10 protein-coding genes and 1 pseudogene are annotated in these 15,606 nt (G+C 74.1%); 4 read left to right on the plus strand and 7 right to left on the minus strand.

The features are described from left to right. The coding region (locus FH609_RS25030; protein WP_193318031.1) for an RICIN domain-containing protein at nt 1-673 on the plus strand (673 nt) is incomplete at its 5' end. Nucleotides 674-934: 261 nt separating this feature from the next. Here the strand turns inward: FH609_RS25030 and FH609_RS31895 are convergent. Next, nucleotides 935-1,075: pseudogene (locus FH609_RS31895) on the minus strand (aldo/keto reductase); the annotation flags it as partial. 376 nt (nt 1,076-1,451) lie between these two features. Between FH609_RS31895 and FH609_RS25040 the strand changes: the two are divergent. Then, nucleotides 1,452-3,035, plus strand: coding sequence for a fused MFS/spermidine synthase (locus FH609_RS25040; RefSeq protein WP_193318032.1), 1,584 nt, complete (start codon nt 1,452-1,454; stop codon nt 3,033-3,035). Nucleotides 3,036-3,089: 54 nt separating this feature from the next. Here the strand turns inward: FH609_RS25040 and FH609_RS25045 are convergent, their stop codons facing one another. Next, nucleotides 3,090-3,860, minus strand: a complete 771-nt coding sequence (locus FH609_RS25045) for an SDR family oxidoreductase (protein WP_139671732.1) — start codon at nt 3,858-3,860, stop codon at nt 3,090-3,092. 103 nt (nt 3,861-3,963) lie between these two features. Here FH609_RS25045 and FH609_RS25050 point away from each other — a divergent pair, with 103 nt between their 5' ends. Continuing rightward, nucleotides 3,964-4,860 (plus strand): sigma-70 family RNA polymerase sigma factor, encoded by an 897-nt coding sequence (locus FH609_RS25050; RefSeq protein ID WP_139671735.1) that lies wholly within the window; start codon nt 3,964-3,966, stop codon nt 4,858-4,860. 54 nt (nt 4,861-4,914) lie between these two features. Here the strand turns inward: FH609_RS25050 and FH609_RS25055 are convergent, their stop codons facing one another. The 5 genes from FH609_RS25055 to FH609_RS25075 form a co-directional block, all read right to left on the minus strand. Next, entirely contained in the window at nt 4,915-8,010 is a 3,096-nt protein-coding gene (locus FH609_RS25055; protein WP_139671737.1) for a glycoside hydrolase family 2 TIM barrel-domain containing protein, read from the minus strand. A gap of 109 nt (nt 8,011-8,119) precedes the next feature. Beyond that, the gene (locus FH609_RS25060) at nt 8,120-9,073 is read right to left on the minus strand and encodes a carbohydrate ABC transporter permease (protein ID WP_139671740.1); all 954 of its coding nucleotides are present in this window, start codon (nt 9,071-9,073) and stop codon (nt 8,120-8,122) included. Beyond that, entirely contained in the window at nt 9,073-10,053 is a 981-nt protein-coding gene (locus tag FH609_RS25065; protein WP_139671743.1) for an ABC transporter permease, read from the minus strand. The genes FH609_RS25060 and FH609_RS25065 overlap by 1 nt, the downstream gene beginning before the upstream one ends. A gap of 1 nt (nt 10,054) precedes the next feature. Beyond that, complete coding sequence (locus FH609_RS25070; RefSeq protein ID WP_139671746.1) at nt 10,055-11,698, minus strand: hypothetical protein; 1,644 nt, start codon at nt 11,696-11,698, stop codon at nt 10,055-10,057. Between the two features lie 517 nt (nt 11,699-12,215). Beyond that, nucleotides 12,216-14,564 (minus strand): alpha-galactosidase, encoded by a 2,349-nt coding sequence (locus tag FH609_RS25075; protein ID WP_319789621.1) that lies wholly within the window; start codon nt 14,562-14,564, stop codon nt 12,216-12,218. Nucleotides 14,565-14,751: 187 nt separating this feature from the next. Between FH609_RS25075 and FH609_RS25080 the strand changes: the two genes are divergently transcribed. Next, a complete protein-coding gene (locus tag FH609_RS25080) occupies nt 14,752-15,597 on the plus strand; it encodes an alpha/beta fold hydrolase (protein WP_226961935.1) in 846 nt (281 codons plus the stop codon). Nucleotides 15,598-15,606 lie beyond the last annotated feature (9 nt).

Raw genomic sequence — 15,606 nt, forward strand, 5'->3', positions numbered from 1 at the left:
CCAGATGCGCAACGTCGGCGACGCCACCGGCTTCGACTCCCAGACCACCTTCGTGCTGCCGATCCAGGGCACCGAGGCCACCTCCTACCTCTACCTCGGCGACCGGTGGGGCAACGCCTCCGGCGGGACGGTCAACGACTCCCGCTACGTGTGGCTCCCGATCACCTTTCCCAGTGACACCAGCATCGATCTGAACTGGGCCCCCCAACTGACCATCGACACCAGCGCCGGGAGCGTGGAAGGAAGCGGCGGGCCGTACCAGACGTTGAGCGCCCGGCACTCCGACAAGTGCGTCGATGTCCCCGACCGGTCCCAGAGCGTCGGACAGCAGGCGGTCCAGTGGGAATGCAACAGCGGGAACAATCAGCGCTTCTGGGCCCGCGAGGCCGCTGACGGCCACGTTCAACTCGTCGCCAGGCACAGCTCCCTGTGTCTGGCTGTCGCCGACGGCTCCGACGCGGACGGCACCGCCGTGGTGCAGGCGACCTGTGGTGGCGGGGCCGAACAGCAGTGGCAGCTGACCGACGCCGGCGACGGATACGTGACCCTCGTGGCCCGGAACAGTGGCAGGTGCCTGGACGTCGCCGACGAGTCCACCGCCGACGGCACGGGGCTGATCCAGTACACCTGCACGGACGCGGCCTGGCAGCAGTTCAGGCTGACGGAGGTCTAGTCCGCGTCAGTTCCGCGTCGGTTGATCGGCGGTGTCGGTCCGGAGCGGTGAACGTGGCCCCGGCTGGGAGCTGTCCCCGTCAACGCGAGACTTCGTGCACGGGGACGCTCCCGGTTGGCGCGATGGCCCCTGGACGCCGTGGGTCGCCCGCCCCGGGGCGCCTCGGCGCGTTACTTCCCGCTGTAGACGGGGAAGGCGCTGTGCTCGCCGTACTCCTGGGCGCGCATGTTCCGCAGCGTGGACATGTCCTGGTCGGAGATGCTGCGCGGTGTCGATGTTGCGGTACCCGATCGCGACGGCGTCCCGCACGGCCTGGGCGGCCTTGTCGTCGTCGATGAACCAGGTGCCCAGACCCAGCCTGGGGAGCCGAACGCCGTTGGAGAGGGTGTAGGACTCGTTCAGGAGTACGGTCTTCCTCGTCGTTTCGGTCTTCTCGGCGGGCGTTGGTGTTCTCCGGCATCGCCGGGCACGCCATGCGGTGCTCCGGTGGCGCGCCGCGCTCCTGCTCGTCGCCCGGTGGGGTGTAGATCTTCGGACCCGCCGCGCAGCGGATCACCGCGCCGGTCGGGCGTGCTGAACGGACGGGGGCGCGGGATGTCGGGCTGGCCCGATGAGGCGGCGCGACGTGGTCGCGGTTCCTGACAGGATGAGGAACGCGGTCGGCTCGGGCGGGCGTTCACCGGGCCGTGGTGGGGGTCGCCCCCGTCGCGGTCGTCGCACACCTTCGTGGCAGGTCCCCTGGGCGCCGCTGGAGTTCGCATCCGATCGTGAGGTCGATATGAGTGTGCACGCGTCAGGTACGGCCAGCGACGAGCGCGCCTCGGGCGCCGGCGGCGCTGAGGGCGGAACGGGCGACGGCGTCGCCGGCGGCGGGGCGGCGCCCGTGCCGGGGATCGGTCCGCGCACCGGTGCGGTGTTGGTGTTCGGCTCCTCGGCGGCGGTGCTCGTCGTCGAGCTGGTCGCGCTGCGGCTGCTGGCGCCCTATGTCGGGCTCACCCTGGAGATGAACACCATGGTGATCGGCATCGCCCTGACGGCGATCGCCCTGGGGGCGTGGGCCGGCGGGCGGGCCGCCGACGTGATGGCACCGCGCCGGACCCTCGGGCCGCTGCTGGCGCTGTCCGGGGTGGCGGTGGCGTTGACGCCGAGCGTGGTGCGGCTGGCCGGCGCGGCGGACGGCGCGATGGCGCTGTTCGTCGGCGGCTGCTGCCTGTTCGTGCCGGCCGCGCTGCTCACGGCCGTCACGCCGATGGTCACCAAGCTGCTGCTGGTCGACCTGGAGGTGACCGGCACCGTGGTGGGCCGGCTGTCGGGCATCGGGACGGCCGGCGGCATCGCCGGCACGGTGCTGACCGGGTTCGTGCTGGTCTCGGTCGTCCCGGTCAGCGTGATCCTGATCGGCCTCGGCGTTGTCCTGCTGCTGGCGGGTGTTCTCGTCGACGCCTCGACGCGGGACTGGCGGCGCGGGCGGCGGGCACTGCTGGCGGGGGTGGCCGTCGGCGGCAGCGTCGCCGGGGGAGCGGCGGTCCCCAGCGGGTGCGATGTGGAGACGCGCTACCACTGCGCCGCCGTCGAGGCGGACCCGGAACGGGAGGGCGGCCGGACCCTCGTCCTGGACGGTCTGCGCCACTCCTATGTCGACCTCGACGACCCCGAGCACCTGGAGTTCGCCTACGTCCAGGCGATCGCCTCGCTGGTCGACACCGCCTATCCGGCGGGCGAGGCGCTGGACGCCTACCACCTCGGCGCCGGCGGGCTGTCCGTGCCGACCTATCTGGACACGGTGCGCCCCGGCTCCACCAGCGTGGTCTCCGAGATCGACCCCGGAGTGATCGAGATCGACCGGGAACGACTGGGCGTGGCGACCGGAGAACGTCTTCAGGTGCGGGTGGAGGACGCCCGGTTGGGGCTGCGCCGGCTCGCCGACGACTCCCGCGACCTGGTCGTCGGCGACGCGTTCGGAGGCGTCAGCGTGCCCTGGCACCTCACCACCCGCGAGGCGCTGGCCGACGTCGGGCGGGTGCTGCGCCCCGGCGGCCTCTACACCGTCAACATGATCGACCACGGCGAACTCGCCTTCGTCCGGGCGGCGGTGCGCACGTTGCGGGCGGAGTTCGAGCATGTGGCGGTGGCGGGGCGACCGGGTGCCTTCGAGGGGCAGGGCGGCGGCAACTTCGTCGCCACGGCCTCCGACGCCCCGTTCGACGCCGAGGCGTGGGCGGAACGGGTCACCGAGCGCGGCAGCGGCTGGCGGGTCGTCGAGGGCGCCGTGCTTTCGGAGTGGATCGGCGATGCCCGCGTGCTGACCGACGACTTCGCGCCGGTCGACCAACTCCTCACCCCCCACCCGCAGCGCCGCTGAGCCCTGCCGGCGGCGGACGTGTCGTCCGGGCCCCGCGACGCGTCCGGGCACGGCCTAGGCGACGCGCTCGGCCAGGAAGTCCTCCCAGCTCCGCGTGCCCACGGTGGCTCCTTCGCGGGCGAGGTTGTCCCCGGCCCGGTAGGCCCTCCCGACCTTTCCCGGCATCCGCACCGGCAGCAGGGGACGCCGCCGCCTGCCGCGCGCCCCGAGGTAGCCGCGCGTCAACTCGCCCAGCGAGTACACGCGGGGACCGACCAGGTCGGGCACCCGGCCCGCCGGCTCGCCCAGCGCCAACTCCACCAGACGCGCGGCGACTTCCCGCGCGTCGACCGGCTGCCAGCGCAGCCCGCCGGGCGACGGCACCACCGGCATCCTGGCCGTCTTCTCGACCACCTTCAGCGCCAGGTCGTGGAACTGGGCGGCCCGCAGCGTGGTGAACGGGATGCCCGAGGCCGCGACCGCCCGCTCCGCTTCGTGCTTGGCCCGGAAGTAGCCGAGCGGCACGCTGTCCGCGCCGACCACCGAGACCAGGACCAGGTGCCGGACGGTCCCGGCCCGCCGGGCGGCCGCCACCAGGTTCCGGGTCGCCACGTCGTCGCCCCTGGGCCCGCCCGCCAGGTGCAGCACCGTCTCCACGCCCTCCAGCGCGGTGTCGATGCCCTCCCCCCTGAGGAGGTCGCACGCGACATACGCGACGCCGTTCCCGTTCTCCCGCCGCGTCCGGCTGAGGACCCGCACGGTGCGGCCGGCCTCGGCCAGCAGGGGGAGAACGTGGCCGCCGAGCGTTCCCGTACCACCGGTGACCAGGATCGTTGATGTCGTCATGACCGCTCCCAAGTTCCGGCCCCCGGTGAGTCGAGAATCCCGCCGGGCGCCTAGGTTTTCCTTGTCCACCCTGACGACCCGCCCGGACCGAGGAATGTGACGGATGACCGAGAACGCATCGCTGATCTCGCGTTTCGAGGAGGAACGCCCTCGGCTGCGGGCGGTCGCCTACCGGATGCTCGGCTCGCTGAGCGAGGCCGACGACGCGGTCCAGGAGGCGTGGCTGCGCCTCGACCGCTCCGACCCGAGCGACGTCGAGAACCTTGGTGCCTGGCTCACCACGGTGGTCTCCCGGCTCTGCCTGAACATGCTGCGCTCGCGGGACAACCGCCGGGAGGAACCCCTCGACGCCTACCTTCCCGAGCCGACCCGCGCCCGGGAGGACGTCACCGACCCGGAGGAGGAGGCGCTGCTCGCCGACGCGGTGGGCGTGGCCATGCTCGTGGTCCTGGACACGCTGACCCCGCCGGAGCGGCTGGCCTTCGTGCTGCACGACATGTTCCAGGTGCCCTTCGACGAGATCGGTCCGATGCTGGAGCGCACCCCCGCCGCGGCGCGCCAGCTCGCCAGCCGCGCCCGGCGCCGGGCCAGGGGCAACGCCACCCCGGCGACCGCGCCTGACCCGGGCCGCCAACACCGGGTCGTCGAGGCGTTCCTGGCGGCGACCCGGGCCGGCGACTTCGAGGCGCTGGTCGCGTTGCTCCACCCCGGCGTGGTGCTGAGCGCCGACCGGATGGTCGTCCCCACCCCCGAGCCCATCTCCGTCAGCGGGGCCCGCGCCGTGGCGGAGGGCGCGATGGCGGCGACGGGACGCGCCCGGTTCACGGGCCTCGCGCTGCTCGACGGGACGGTGGGGCTGGCGATGGCGCCCCGGGGGCGGCTGCGACTGGTCCTCGCCTTCACGGTCACCGACGACGACCGGATCGCGAGGATCGAGATCATCGCGGAACGGGCGCGGCTGCGCGGAGTCGAGGTCGCGGTGGTGGGCGACGCCGGCTGAGCCGCGCCGGGGTGCCCGCTTCGCGCCGCACGCGGAAGCGGGCACCCCGGCCCGCTACCCCTCTCCGTCGGGTGCCGCGTCCAGCGCCCTCAGCGTGAGGGCGAACGCCGCCCGGCCCGCGTGCAGCCGGTGCGCGGGCAGCACCCCCGGGCCGCAGGACTGGCTGCCCAGGCCATGGTGGGCCAGGTCCAGGTTCACCCACAGATGCTCGTCCGGCACCAGGTCGGTGGGGTGCCGGGCGGCGGCCAGGGCCTCGCTGGTCCACGGCCTGACCGTCAGCAGGAACGTGGGATGCCCCGCCACCGCCAGCCCGCGCCCCGCCGCGTCGGTGATCCGCGCTCGCCGCACCGCGCGGCGCGCGCCGTTCTCCTGCGGCATCAGATACGGCGTCTGGAGGTCGGCCACCGAGGAGGTGAACGCGCCCACCCGCGCGGCCCGTTGGGAGTCCGGATACGCCTCGCCAGGGCCCAGGCCGAACCAGCCGACCTCGGTCAGCGTCGCCGGCAGGCCGAGCCGCAGCCCCAGTCGGGGCAGCGGCACCGGCCGCCCCCGGCCCCGCCCCTGGGCCACCGCGAACAGGTCCCGCGCGAAGCGTCCCTCGGGCACCACCTCCGCCTCCAGTTCGAGCGCGCCCCGCTCCCCGGCCCGCCAGGTCAGGGTGGTCACCAGCCCGGCCTCGCCGGCGGCCGCGCCCGTCCTGGTGGTCACCACCAGCGCGTCGTCCGCGCGCTCCACCGCCACCAGCCGGCTGACGGTCCGGTTCAGGCCGAGCGCCCGCCAGCCGCCGGCCGCGTCGTCCCCGTGCGGCGCCGCGTCGTTGTCCGTCGGCGCCCGCCAGACGTCCAACCGGGGCCCGACCAGCGGGAGTTCGCCGAGCGCGACCAGCGTGCCCGAGCGGTCGAAGCGGGCCGCGCCCAGCGCGAAGCCCCGCGCGCCGGCCACCACCGGCGGGCCGGCGAACGCGGAGGCCGGCCGGGGCGCGGCCGGCCGTTCGCAGCCGGTCAGCCGGTGCTGCGCCCACGCCACCTCGTGCCCGGCCGGCGCCCACGGCCGGTCATCGGCCAGCCGCGCGCTGACCGTCAGCCAGACCTCGGCGCCCGGCGGCATCGCCTGCCGCAGCGCCCCGGCGCACGCCCCCAGCAGGTCAACCGAGGCGCTCGCGCCGGGCGCGATCTCCGGCACCGCGAGCCGGCCGGCCGCGCGCGGCACCCCGTCCGCCGCCACCGCCCAGCGGTAGGCGAGGTGCCCGGTCGAGACATGGTCGTAGCGGCTGCGCACGGTCAGGGTCAGGCCGTTGACCCCGTCGCCGGCGACGGTCAGCCGCAGCGGCTCGATCACCTTCGCGTACTCGACCAGCCCGGGCGAGGGCGTCCGGTCCGGGAAGAGCAGCCCGTCGGCGACGAAGTTCCCGTCGTGCAGCACCTCGTCGAAGTCGCCGCCGTAGGCGAAGAACTCCCCGCCCCGGCCGGGACCCCCGTCGGCCCGCTGCCGGATGCCGTGGTCCAGCCACTCCCACACGAAGCCGCCGTGCAGCCGGGGGTGGCGGTCGAACAGCTCCTCGTACGCGCTCAGCCCGCCGGGCCCGTTGCCCATCGCGTGCGCGTACTCGCACAGGAGGAACGGCAGTTGGCGGCGGTGCGCGTCCGAGGCCGCCTCGTCGGTGGGTTCCTCGGCCCGCCGGCCGATCCGCTCCAGCTCGTCGGGGTGGGTGTACATCTGGCTGTAGACGTCGGCGTACCCGTGCTCGGGGTCGCCCTCGTAGTGCAGCAGCCGCTCCGGGTCGCGGGCCCTGGTCCACTCGGCCATCGCCCGCAGGTTGGCGCCCGAGCCGCTCTCGTTGCCCAGGGACCACATCACGACGCTGGGGTGGTTCTTGTCGCGCTCCACGGTGCGCCGCATCCGGTCCAGCAGCGCGTCCCGCCAGCGCGGGTCGGTGGCCGGGTTGCCGCGCCAGCCGGTCAGCAGGAAGCCGTGGGTCTCCAGGTCGCACTCGTCGATCACCCACAGCCCCAACTCGTCGCACAGGTCGAGGAATCGGGGGTCGGGCGGGTAGTGGCTGGTGCGCACCGCGTTGATGTGGTGGCGTTTCATCAGTAGCACGTCGGCGCGGAGCGTCGCCTCGTCCAGGGTGCGGCCGGTGTCCGGGTGCCACTCGTGCCGGTTGACGCCACGGAAGCGAATGTTCCGCCCGTTGACCAGGATCAGCCCGTTCTCGACCGTCACGGTGCGGAATCCGACGCGGACCGCGACCCGTTCGCTGTCGGTCCAGACGGTCGCCGCGTAGAGCCGGGGCGACTCGGCGCTCCACGGCTCGACGGCCGGCAGCGTCAGCTCCTCGTTGGTGTCGGCCGTCACGCCGAGTTCGGGGATGGACAGCCGGGCCGGCTGCGGCGTCTCCACCCGGAGCGTGCCCCGGCCGGTGCGGTGGTCGTAGCCGGCGCGCACGAACAGGTCGGTGATGCCGCCGGCCGGCCGGGCCAGCAGGGCGACCGAGCGGAAGATCCCGGAGACCCACCACATGTCCTGGTCCTCCAGATAGCTGCCGGCCGACCACTGGTGCACCCGCACCGCCAGCACGTTCCGGCCCGGCACCAGCGCGTCGGTGACGTCGAACTCGCTGGGCAGCCGGCTGCCGGTGGCCCAGCCGACCGGTCGCCCGTTGCACCAGAGCGCGAACGCGGAGTCCACGCCCTCGAACCGCAGCACCAGCCGGCCGGCGAACCCGACCATCTCCGGCGGGAGTTCGAACGTCCGCCGGTACTCGCCCGTCGGGTTCTCGTCCGGGACGTGCGGCGGCTCGACGGGGAACGGATAGACCTGGTTGGTGTAGGCGGGCAGCCCGTAGCGGGCCTTGCTCCGCTCCAGCAGCTCGCCCTCGGGCGAGCGCAGGCCGGCCAGCTGCCAGCAGGACGGCACCGGCAGCCGGTCCCAGTCCGTGTCGTCGAAGGCCGGGTCCTGGAAGCCGGGCGTCAGGTCGGCCAGCCCCGGCACCAGCCGGAAGGCCCAGGCCCCGTCCAGGTCGAGGGCCGGGGCGTCGCCGCGCGGCGCGGCCCGGGGCGGCAGCGTGCCGGCGCTCGGCGCGAACGAGGTCACATAGCCGGCCCCTTCCCACTCCGGACTCGCTTCGGGCAGGGGGGCGGGGGGTGTCATGGGGACGAGATCTCCTTCGGTCGGGGGATGGCGAACCGGTCGTCCGGGCGCGGCGAACCGGCCGTCCGGGCACGGCGCGGCGGCCGTCAGGGGAACGGCGGACCGGCCGTCAGCCCTTGATGGCGCCGGTCAGGACGCCCGAGGTGAAGTACCGCTGCACAAACGGGTAGACGAGGAGGATCGGCAGCGTCGCGGCGACGATGATCGCCATCTGGAGGGTGATCGCCGGCGGCGGCGGCGCGTCCGGGTTCGGCGTCATTCCCGGGATCGGCGACGCGGCGATCACGTACTGCTGGAGCACCACCTGGATCGGCCACTTCTCCGGATCGTTGATGTACAGCAGGGCGTTGAAGTACGAGTTCCAGTAGCCGACCGCGTAGAACAGCCCCATCACCGCCATGATCGGCCGGGAGAGCGGCAGCACGATCCGCAGGAAGATCCGCCACTCGCCGGCCCCGTCGATCCGGGCCGACTCCATCAGCTCGCGCGGCAGCTCCATGAAGAAGTTCCGCATCACCACCAGGTTGAACGCCGAGATCATGCCCGGCAGGATCAGCGACCACAGCGAGTCCAACAGCCCCAGCTGCTTGATCAGCAGATAGTTGGGGATGATCCCGGCCCCGAAGAACATGCTGGCCAGCACGAGCACCAACACCACCCGCGCGCCCGGCACCTGCCGGGTCCGCGTCAGCCCCCAGGCCAGCGTCGAGGTCATCGCCAGCGACAGGATGGTGCCGGTCGCCGTCACCAGGAACGACACCCACAGGCCCTGGGTGACCACCCCGCCCGAGAAGATGGCCCGATAGGCGTCCAGGCTGAACTCGGTCGGGAACAGCACCCCCTGCCGGGCCTGCCGGGGCGAGGCCAGGCTCATCACGATCACATAGACGATCGGATAGAGCATCACCAGGCAGATGCCGGTGATGACCACGGCCTTGAGCGCGGAGACCGGCCGCGAGGTCTTCCGCATCCACGGCGGCAGGTCGTCCCCCGGCCGCCGCCGGCCGGGCGCGGGCCCGCCGGCGCTGGGTGGTGTGGCCTTGTCGACGATCGTGTGGGCCATCAGAAGATCCCACTCCCTCCGAGACGCTTGGCCACGCGGTTGGCCCCGATGATCAGCACGGTCGCGATGACCCCCTTGAGCAGCCCGGCCGCCGCCGAGACGCCCCACTGCCCGCCGGCCACGCCCCGGTAGTAGACGAAGGTGTCGATGACCTGCGCCGCCTCGGCGCCCACCGCCGGCTGCTGGAGCAGCAGTTGCTCGAAGCCGACGGTCAGCACGTTGCCGATCTGGAGGATCAGCAGCAGCGTGGTCACCGGCAGCAGCGCCGGCAGCGTGATGTGCCAGGTCCGCCGCCAGGCGCTCGCCCCGTCCACGGCCGCCGCCTCGTAGAGGTCGCGCGGCACGGCGGCGATCGCGGCGAAGAAGATGATGGTGCCCCAGCCGACGTCCTTCCAGATCGACTGCGAGACCACCAGCGCCTTGAACGTGTCCGGGTTGGTCATCGCGTTGAACGGCTCCCCGCCGAACTCCTCGACCAGCGCGGCGACGAAGCCGTTGCCGCCCAGCAGCTGCTGGCACAGCGAGATGACGATCACCCAGGACAGGAAGTGCGGCAGATAGACGACCGTCTGCACGGTCCGCTTGATCCGCTCCGACAGCAGGCTGTTGAGCAGCAGCGCCAGCGCGATCGGCGCCGGGAACGCGAAGACGATCAACAGGAACGAGATCGCGAGGGTGTTGACCACCGCGTCGCGCAGCTCCGGATCGTCCAGCAGCGCACGGAAGTTGTCCAGACCCACCCACGGCGACTCCGCCAGCCCCAGGAACGGCGAGAAGTCCATGAACGCCACCACGTTCCCCAACAGCGGGACGTAGACGAACAGGACGAAGAACGCGAAACCCGGCAGGATGAAGGTGTAGGAGACGCGCTCCCGCCTGATCCGGGACCACAGCGTGGACCGGCGCCGAACGGTCCCGACCGCGGCCGGCTCGCGGGGCGCCTCCCCTTCGAGGGCGGGCGCCCTCTGCTCGGTCGCCATCTCAGCCCCGCGCCTGCCGCGCCTCGTCGTACTCGCGGCGGATCTGCTCGCCGCCCTGGCCCAGCCAGGAGTCGACGAAGTCGTCGAAGTCCGTCAGCGAGGCGCGCCCCGAGACCACGGCGTTCTGCTGGTCGAGCAGCGCCGCGTTCAGCTGGGTGCCCTTGCTCGCCAGGGTCGGCGAGGTCAGCCCGACCGTGTCCTTGGGCACCGACTGCTCGGCCGCGCGCGAGGCCACCCGGAAGAAGCTCTCCGCCCACGGCTCGGACTGCGGCGCCAGGGTGTAGACCGGGTCGCCCGCGCTGACCCAGGTGTACTGGGTGCTGGGCGGCTCGGTCGGGGTGACCAGCCCGTCGCGCATCTCCCAGTGCGTGCCCTCGATGCCGGAGTCGACGAAGAGCCGCTCCTCGCTGCCCCAGGGCGCGCTGAGGTAGTCGAGGACGTTCAGGATCTCCCGCAGCCGGTCGGCGTCGCCGGCCGCCCGGGAGGAGACGGCGATCGACCGGCCGTGCGGCAGGTTCCGCTCCCACCGGCACTCGCCGCCGTCGAAGCCCTTCAGGTCGAGGAAGTCGAGCCGCACGCCCTCCGTGTCGGTCTCTGCGGTGTGCAGGCCGCCGCCGCCCACCGAGTCGGACCAGGCGGTGGGGTGGAAGACCGCGTTGGCCGCCGGGCCCTCGGGCTTGGTCCCGCCGAGCGCGTCCGGGTTGAAGACGTCGGCCTCCCAACAGCGGGCCAGGAACGCCAGCGACTCCCGGTACGCCTCCGTCTCGACCTTGTGGACGAACCCGCCCGCGTCGGTCAACTGCCAGTCGCAGCCGACCCGGTACATCGCCTCCACCGTGGTCTGGAGCGCGTCGTCGTAGAGCGCGATGCCGTGCACCGGCAGGCCGTGCGCCTCGCGCACGGAGGCGGCCTCGGCCAGCAGCGCGAACAGCTCCTCGGCGTCGCCCGGGGCGGGGTTGCCGCCGATCCGCTCCACGATGTCCAGCCGGATCAGCGGGAAGAACGACAGCGGGTGCACCGGGCTCGGCACGGTCACGATCCGCCCGTCGCGCAGCGAGGAGCGCCACACCGCCTCGCGCCGGGCCGCCAGGTTCGGCCACTCCAGCACGTTGTCGCCGGAGAGCGTCTCGCTCAGGTCGGCGAACGTGCCGTCGCGGATGGCCTGGAGCGCGACCGGGCTGTTGTCGTCGACGAACACCAGGTCGGGGACGTTGCCCGAGGCCAGCGTGGTCGCCAGCTTGTCGCCGTACTGGGCGGCCGGCACGAAGGTGGTCCTGATCGTCCCGCCCAGCCGGTCGTTCAACTCCCGCCAGTACGGGTCGCCGGAGACGTCGGTGGGCGGGTTGCCCCAGGTGAACTGGAACGTCGATATCTCGCCGCCGGACAGCGGCCTGCCCTCGTAGGTGGCCCGGTATTCGGCCGGCTGGCCGACGTAGACGTCGCACATCGCCTCGTGCTCGGCGACGAACGCCGGCTCCAGGGCGGGGCGCGGCGGCTCCCGGAAGGTCGGGATGTCGAACGGCGCGTCACTGCGCGCCGCCCCGCCACCGCCGCCCCCGCAGGCCGACAGCGGTCCGGCGAGCGCGATCCCGCCGAGGGCCGTGCCGACCCCACCGAGGAAGCGGCGACGTGAGAGCTGAGTCATGGCGTGGTACTCCGATCGTCGGGAAGCCGCCGCCACGGCCGGAACGGGGCGGCCACGAGGCGGGTTGCGTGAACGTGCACGAGACGCGCTGCGCTGGCCGCACGGAACGGTGCTGCGGCGGCAAGTGGCGCTGTGTACAGGCAGAATGCCGGCTCTTCAGCCGCAGGTTAGGGAGCGGGTGGGGCGCGGGTCAAGGGGTGTGCGTGAACGATCACGGTTTTGGCCTGGCGGCCGGCCTCGGGAGGGGGCGGCGACCTTGGGTGGGGCGGACGGCCTGCGGCCGGCGGCGTGTGAACGGCCGGTGGCGGCGGGGGCGGGTTGGTGGTGCGGCCGGACGGGCGTGGCCGGCGGCCGGCGGCGGGTGAACGGCCGGTGGCGGGGGGCTCGTTGGTGGTGTGGGCGGGCCGCCGGTGGTGGGGAGATCATTGGCGGGGGTGAACGGGCGGCGGCGGGGACTCGTTGGTGGTGCGGCTGGCCCGCCGGTGGTGGGGGCGTTGGGCCGACGGGCGGCGGTGGCTCAACGGCCGGTGGCGAAAGGTGGGTTGGTGGTGCGGCCGGACGGCCGGTGGCGGGGGGCTCGTTGGCGGGGGAGTCGGCCGGACGGCCGCTGGTGGGGCGTTCGTTGGCGGGGGTGAACGGGCGGCGGTGGCGCGCTGCGCGCTCGTTGGCCCGGCCCACCGGAGGTGTCCGGCCCACCGGAGGTGTCCGGCCCACCGGAGGGGGCGCTCAGCGGTGGGGCGCGGGGCCCTCGTCCGTCACGCGCAGCAGCGCGGCCGTGGTGGGCGCGGGGAGGCCCACGGAGAGCAGGCCGGCGGCGGGGTCCCAGTCGGCCGCGACCCGCGCCGCTTCGGCGGCGAACAGCACCTCGACCCTGGCGGAGCGCCCGCGCAGCGCCCGCACGGGCAGCGTGACCCGAGGCTCCTCGGCGTCCCGGCGCCAGACCGTGACCAGGGTCGAGCCCGGGGTTCGCAGGCCCAGTGCCAGCCAGGGGTCGGTCCAGGCGGGAAGTCCCAGCGGCCAGAAGGGCGTTCCCTCGGCCACCTCGGCGCGGATCGCCCGGTAGGTCGCCAACGAGCGGCGCACCAGGGCCCGTTGCTCCCGGGACATCCGGTCGATGTGGCCGGAGAGGTGAACCCGCCCGAGCAGCGCCCCCGCGAGGACGAACGCGTTCTCCTCGGCGGTGAACTCCGGCTGGACATAGGCCCAGACCGCCCCCTGCTCCGGGGGGGACCGCCGTCGGCGCGGCGGCGGCGATCGGCGGGTAGCGGCGGAAGTCCTGCTGGTCGCTGGTGGACTGGAGTTGGGTGATCCGCAGCATGGCGCCGTCCATCCGCATCCCGCCGGAGGCGCAGTTCTCGATCACCAGCCCCGGGTGGCGGTCCAGGACGGATTCCAGCCACCGCTGGTAGGCGCGGGTGTGGCCGAGGAGTCCGGCGCCGGGGGCCTCCCGGCGGCCGCGGTCGGTGCCGGGTGGGACGCTGATGTTGTAGTCCAGTTTGAGGTAGCCGACGCCCCAGTCGGTGACGAGGCGGTCGACGGTCTCGTCGAGGTGTCGGACGGCTGCCGGGTGGCGTAGGTCGAGGTGGTAGCGGCCGTGCTCGCGGACGCGGATGCCGTCGCGTTGGAAGAACGCCTCGTCGGGCAGCAGGGCCGCCAACGGGCTGCGGACGCCCACGACTTCGGGTTCCAGCCACAGGCCGGGGACCATGCCGCGCTCGCGGATGCGGTCCAGCACCTGGTGGATGCCGCGCTCGCCGGGGAAGCGGCTGGCGGCCGGCTGCCAGGCGCCGACGCTGTCCCACCAGCCGTCGGCGTCGTCGTCATACCAGCCGGCGTCGATCACGAAGTACTCCGCGCCGACCGCGCCCGCCGCGTCCACCAGCGGCAGCAGCCGCTCCGTCGTCGGGTCGCCCATCAACGTGTTCATGAAGTCGTTGAAGACGACCGGCAGTTGGCCGTGGTCGGGGTGCGGGCGGCGGACCAGCCTGCGGTAGCGGGTCAGCGCGGCGAACGCCGCGTCCAGGCCGTCCCCGGTGACCACGAGCGTGGCGGGTTCGGTGGTGAACGAGCCGCCGGGCGGCAGGTGTTGGCGCCACTGGTGCTCGGCGTCGCCGGGACCGGACAGCGCCAGATAGGTGCCCTCCTCCCGCTCGCCGACCTCCCAGGACCAGCCGCCCGTCGAGGTCTCCACCTGCCACAGCCAGCACCGTTGGCCTTCGTCTTCGGTCAACGCGCCCATCGGCAGCTGGCCGTCCGTCGACCAACTGCCGGCCCCGCTCAGGCCGAACCGCCCCCGGCTGTCCCGCTCGTGCAGCCGTCGCCCGAGGTCGGGCAGCCGCTCGCCCAGCGGCTCGGCCCGCCAACGGCACTCGGCCAGCCAGTCGTTGTCCGCCCGGTGCAGCGTCAGCGCCCGGGGCGAGGGTAGCCCGCCGAGCGTCAGCGAGGTGACGGCCAGCAGGGTCACCGGCGCGGCGCCCTCGTTGGTGACCTCGACCTCGGCGCGGACCACGGGCAGGCCGTCGGGGGAGGAGAGGACGAGGTCGGCGGCCAGGCCGCTGACCGGGTCGGCCAGGCTCAGCCGCAGGCGGTGCCAGGGCCCTTCCCGCTCGGCGGCGTGGGCCCGCAGGCGCAGCCGGCCGCCCACGGTCGTCTCGATCGCGCGCCGCCCCGACCAGTTGCTGCCGTGCCCGAGGGCCAGCAACTCGACGACGGGCGTGGCCTGTTCGGGCGGCCGGGGCGGCGTGCCCGGCGGGCCGAGGCGGACGGCCCGCAGCGAGCCGTCGGCCGCCGCGACGAACTCGGCCCGCAGGGCGGCGTGGCCCCACCGCACGCTCCGGTGCGGCGGGGGCGGAGGCTCGGCGCTCACCGGGCACGCAGCCAGACGCGCATCGCAGTCGGGGAGAAGCGCAGGGGGGCCCACTCTCATCGGTGGCGTTCCTCTCTCGGGCGGTCTGCCCAGGCGGGCCAGGACCATGATAGTAATCGTTTTCTATGACTGGGATGGTACGGATGGCGGCAACGACCGACAAGGCCGGCGCCTGGAGGGAGGGCGGATGCGCGTCGTCGACACCGGCCCGGTCGGGCGCGGCGGCTGGTCGCTGCTGCTGGTGCACGGCTGGGGGAGCGACGCCGACGACTGGGCCCCGCTGGTGCCCGAACTGGCCGGCTGGGCCCGGGTGATCGCCCCCGACCTGCCCGGGCACGGCCCCTCGGCGGCCAGGGCCGGCGGGGACGGCGGCCCCCACTCGCCGCACGGGGTGGCCGACCTGCTCGCGGCCCTGCTGCGGGACCGTGGCACGGGACCCGTGGTCGCCATCGGGCACTCGCTGGGCGGCCAGGTCGTCTCGGCGCTGGCCATCGCGCACCCCGAACTCGTCGGCGCGGTCGCGGTGTTGGCCCCGGCCTACGGCGGAGCGCCCGAGGACCGCGACCGCATCGTCGCCGAGCAGCGGGCGCTGCGGCGGCGGGGCAGCGCCTGGGCGGTCGACTTCGTCGCCGGCGCCTTCGGCCCCCTGGCGCCCGAGGACCTGCGGGAGCGCCACCGCCGGCTGATGGCCCGGATGTCCCCGGAGGTGCTGGCCCGTTACCGGGACGCCCTCTACCTGGCGCCCGACGCGTTCGGGCTGCGCCCCGCCTCCGACGCGTACCTGCGCCGGCGCCGCTGCCCGGTGCTCGCGGTCCACACCGACCCGGCGGCGGCCGCCTGGGAACGCGGGCTGCTGAGCCACCCGGCCTCCCGCGTGCACCTGTGGGAGGAGTGCGGCCACTACCCGCACGAGGAACGGCCCGCCGACCTGGCCCGCCTCCTCGCCCTCTGGTGCGCGGACCGTCGCACGGCGGCCGCCGTCCGACGGCCGACCGGCCCGCCGCCCAACGGTAGCCGCCCGCCCGGGAGTTGACCGGCGCGC

This window comes from Streptomyces sp. 3MP-14 (assembly GCF_006334905.2).
Classification (GTDB): Bacteria; Actinomycetota; Actinomycetes; order Streptomycetales; family Streptomycetaceae; genus Streptomyces; species Streptomyces triticirhizae.